This window comes from Acetobacter sp. DsW_54, from assembly GCF_002153575.1.
GTDB classification, from domain to species: domain Bacteria; phylum Pseudomonadota; class Alphaproteobacteria; order Acetobacterales; family Acetobacteraceae; genus Acetobacter; species Acetobacter fabarum.
On the sequence record NZ_JOPD01000044.1, the window covers coordinates 1 to 3448 of the forward strand.

General features: G+C 54.4%; 3 protein-coding genes. 2 read left to right on the forward strand and 1 reads right to left on the reverse strand.

All coding sequences use genetic code 11. The features are described 5' to 3' along the window. Nucleotides 1-205: 205 nt before the first annotated feature. Nucleotides 206-1528, reverse strand: coding sequence for an MvaI/BcnI family restriction endonuclease (locus tag HK20_RS12215; protein WP_086647322.1), 1323 nt, complete (start codon nt 1526-1528; stop codon nt 206-208). 442 nt (nt 1529-1970) lie between these two features. Between HK20_RS12215 and dcm the strand changes: the two genes are divergently transcribed. Together dcm and HK20_RS12225 are read left to right on the forward strand one after the other, a co-directional pair. Further along, the gene (gene dcm, locus HK20_RS12220) at nt 1971-3224 is read left to right on the forward strand and encodes a DNA (cytosine-5-)-methyltransferase (RefSeq protein WP_086647323.1); all 1254 of its coding nucleotides are present in this window, start codon (nt 1971-1973) and stop codon (nt 3222-3224) included. Further along, a complete protein-coding gene (locus tag HK20_RS12225; protein WP_369823068.1) occupies nt 3199-3435 on the forward strand; it encodes a hypothetical protein in 237 nt (78 codons plus the stop codon). Before dcm ends, HK20_RS12225 begins: the two co-directional genes overlap by 26 nt. Nucleotides 3436-3448 lie beyond the last annotated feature (13 nt).

Consider the following 3448-nt stretch of genomic DNA (forward strand, 5'->3'; position numbering starts at 1 on the left):
TATCGCTGCCTGATTACTGAACAAATCTCTCTCCGGTAAACCCGGGGCAGTTCAGTGCTGGCCCATTGTCGACCCGTAGCGCCCCATCATGCTGGCAATGACGTGCAAGAGAAGAAGTCGCTTGCGCCTCAGCAATGGTTCAATCTTGCCGCATCAAGCTTGAACCTGCCAAACTAACAGTCGCGAATTTTTCCGGAATTATTATTCAGTAAAGGAGGACAGTTTCATTCTTCTGATAAAGCTGGGTCAGACCGGCATGAGCGACCCGAAATTGACTGCGCCGCTTGATGTCCGGCTTTGCCGACGAAGCCTTTTCGATTTTAACAGCCGGATCATAATACACCGTCCCCGTCGAAAAAGCCTTGAGGAACAGCAGAAAATCGGTCTGCTCGCAAAGGAGAACCTGTGCCCCGTAGCTATATTCCGGCGGCGGTGTTCGGGATAAGGAGGGCACGTAGGCCGCCTGCGCATGCTTCCGGTTCCAGTGCGCCATCAGGCTCTTGAAAGTCCACGACGCAGCAACAGCGTCGGTCGCACTGACCAGAGCCATGCCGCCCTCGATATTGGATATCCTGCCAGTCGCAGCATCATATCCCGTCAGGGTCATGCGCAACCCGGTTAGATGGTGGTGGCCGCGAGTACAGTCATAGCGGCCGCCAAAATTGAAGCGATCTTCTTTGCCGCTCTGATCCGCGTAGCCGAAACGCTTCAGAAATTCTGCCACGCCCTCGCTTTTGTAGATACCGCCTGTCGGTTCCGGCGTCATAAGGGTTACCGGCGATTTTGGCCTGAACGCTGTGAAATTATTCACGCCATATTGCTTCACTTCCCAGCCCATAAAGTCCGGCTCTGCGTAGCCATTGGGAGTAATGCCAAGCTCGGCTTCAAGAGTATAGCCGCCCCCATTGCGGGCTGCATAGGGCGCCTTCGTACCGTCTTTCGCCAGCTTTTGGGACATGATCCAGTTCAGCTGATAAATGCGGCGCAGTTCATCAAGGAGGATAGTTTTCGGATCGGCAGGTAGATCCAGGCTGAGCGGCAATTCGGTGAAGACGCCTAGCATCGGCCAGTTGCCTGCCGTCAGTTCCTTTGTGATCGGGTCATCGGCATCCGTGACATAGCCCAGGACGACGCCGTCTCGAGTCACGCCGAAGAACATAACCCGTCCCTCATCGCGAACGGTGAGGAGCTTTGAAGGTGCCCCCTTGCAGCCCTTTAGAAAGCCGGACATCCTCACTTCGGGATATTTGGGATAGAGGATCAGGTTTGCGTCAGGTGCGCGGTGCCTGCCTTCTTCATTGATCCAGTAAAATTCGACATCGGCCTTAGCGCGGTCGCGCACGCTGCCGGCCTTTTCAGAAGCGTCAGTGTAGACTTCGCCATGCGGAATGACATTCAGTGCTGCAAAGCCACCACCCAGATATACTTGGTTCTTCGAGTTATCATTGGGCGACAAATGTTTTGCATAAATACGATGAGCGCCATAGTAGCGCATCAGATCTAAAAATTGCTTCAGTGATGCGACCAATTATCTGCCCCTAACAGTCATAGTCTTCTCAGCCGATCTTATCCAGGCGACCAGGTGCTGCATAGCCTCGGAAAAGTCGGGCCAGGTCCGGCCTTTTAGGGCACATTCCCAGACCGTGGCGACCCGCCAGCCAGAGGCCAGCAGGGCTCGGATTACGCCGCTATCATTTTCCATATTCCGCTCGATCTTCGTCAGCCAGAAATCCTTTTGCGTGGACGGCCAACGCCGCTTAACAGATAACCAATGGTCCGGAACTAAACCGTGACACGTCCAGTATGCAGAACGCGGCGGGCATGCCGACATCCTGCCAACATATCTGATGGATGCTTGGTACCGTGTTGCTGTATTTGGAACATATAAGGAACATGGGTTGCTTTCGGGGACAGATTCTGCCATCAGGGCAGAGATAAACCTCGTGCGACCCTGATCTGAAAGAATACCTATGTCATCGCGGACCGATTTCAGCCTGCTGCGCGATCGGGCAGGCCTTACTCTGCATCAGGCGGCTGAAGAGCTGGGGCTGGGAGAACGGACGGTGTACCGTTATGAGAATACCCCCGGCACGGCGAGCAGGACGTCTCTCAATTTCCTGCGCCGCATTGCCGATGAACGCCTCCGCGCAAAAGAGAAAGACAGGGTTGATTTCCGTTTTATCGATCTGTTTGCCGGTATAGGCGGCCTGCGGATCGGTTTTGAGGAAATCGGCGGTCGGTGTGTCTTTACGTCCGAATGGGACAGGTTCTCACGGCAGACCTATGCCCTGAACTATCCGGACAACCACGAGATCAGTGGTGATATCCGTCCGTTCGCAGAAAAACCCTCGCTGATTCCGGAGCATGATGTCCTGCTGGCAGGTTTTCCATGTCAGCCATTTTCGATCGCCGGAGTTTCCAAGAAAAATTCATTGGGACGACCTCATGGCTTCCTGTGTGACACGCAGGGAACCCTGTTTTTCGATACAGCCAGAATCATCGCCCATCACCGGCCGGCAGCATTCCTTCTGGAAAATGTTAAAAACCTGGAACGGCACGATAAGGGACGTACTTTTGCCACGATCATGCACGTTCTCGAGGAAGAACTCGGTTATCATGTGCAGACCCGCGTGATCAGTGCTGCATCATGGGTGCCGCAGAAACGCGAGCGTATTTTTATTGTCGGATTCAGGGAAAAAACAGATTTTGATCTGAAATCTCTGGTTGTGCCACCGATAGAAAAAGGCCCGAGGTTGGGTTCAATCCTTCTGCCGCATGCAGAGGTGGAACCAAAATATACCCTTACGGAACATCTGTGGAATTATCTTCAGAATTATAAGGCCAAACATGCTGCTGCGGGGAACGGTTTCGGCTTCGGACTGTGCGGACCGGATGATGTGGCACGGACACTCTCCGCCCGTTATTTCAAGGACGGGTCCGAAATCCTGATCCGGCAGGAGGGCAAACGGCCGCGCCGTCTCACACCGCTGGAGTGCGCGCGTCTTATGGGTTTCGATCGTGGTGACAGACGGTTCCGTATCGGTGTTTCGGACACGCAGGCCTATCGCCAGTTCGGAAATGCGGTTGTGGTGCCGGTTATCGAGTTTCTGGCCAATGCCATGAAGCCCCATATACGCTCGGCCCTGGCACGGGAGGGTCGGGACAGCAGAGACGGGACTGCAGGCATGAGACCTGCTCATGATCAGAGCATGGCTGTTGCCTGATATCGTTTCAGCGGAACAGCGCAGCCGGATGATGTCCGGCATCCGGGGGAAAGACACAAAACCCGAGATGGTGCTGCGGCGGGGTCTGCATGCTCTTGGTTTCCGGTTCAGGCTGCATGACAGGAAACTGCCGGGAACCCCTGATCTGGTTTTCCCGAAATATCATGCTGTGAACTGCCCCGGGTTTACCGGAGAGAGATTTGTTCAGTAATCAGGCAGCGATA

Coding starts and splice junctions, on each gene's coding strand:
- dcm (WP_086647323.1), top strand. CDS start 1,971: ATGTCATCGCGGACCGATTTCAGCCTGCTGCGCGATCGGGCAGGCCTT.
- HK20_RS12225 (WP_369823068.1), top strand. CDS start 3,199: ATGATCAGAGCATGGCTGTTGCCTGATATCGTTTCAGCGGAACAGCGC.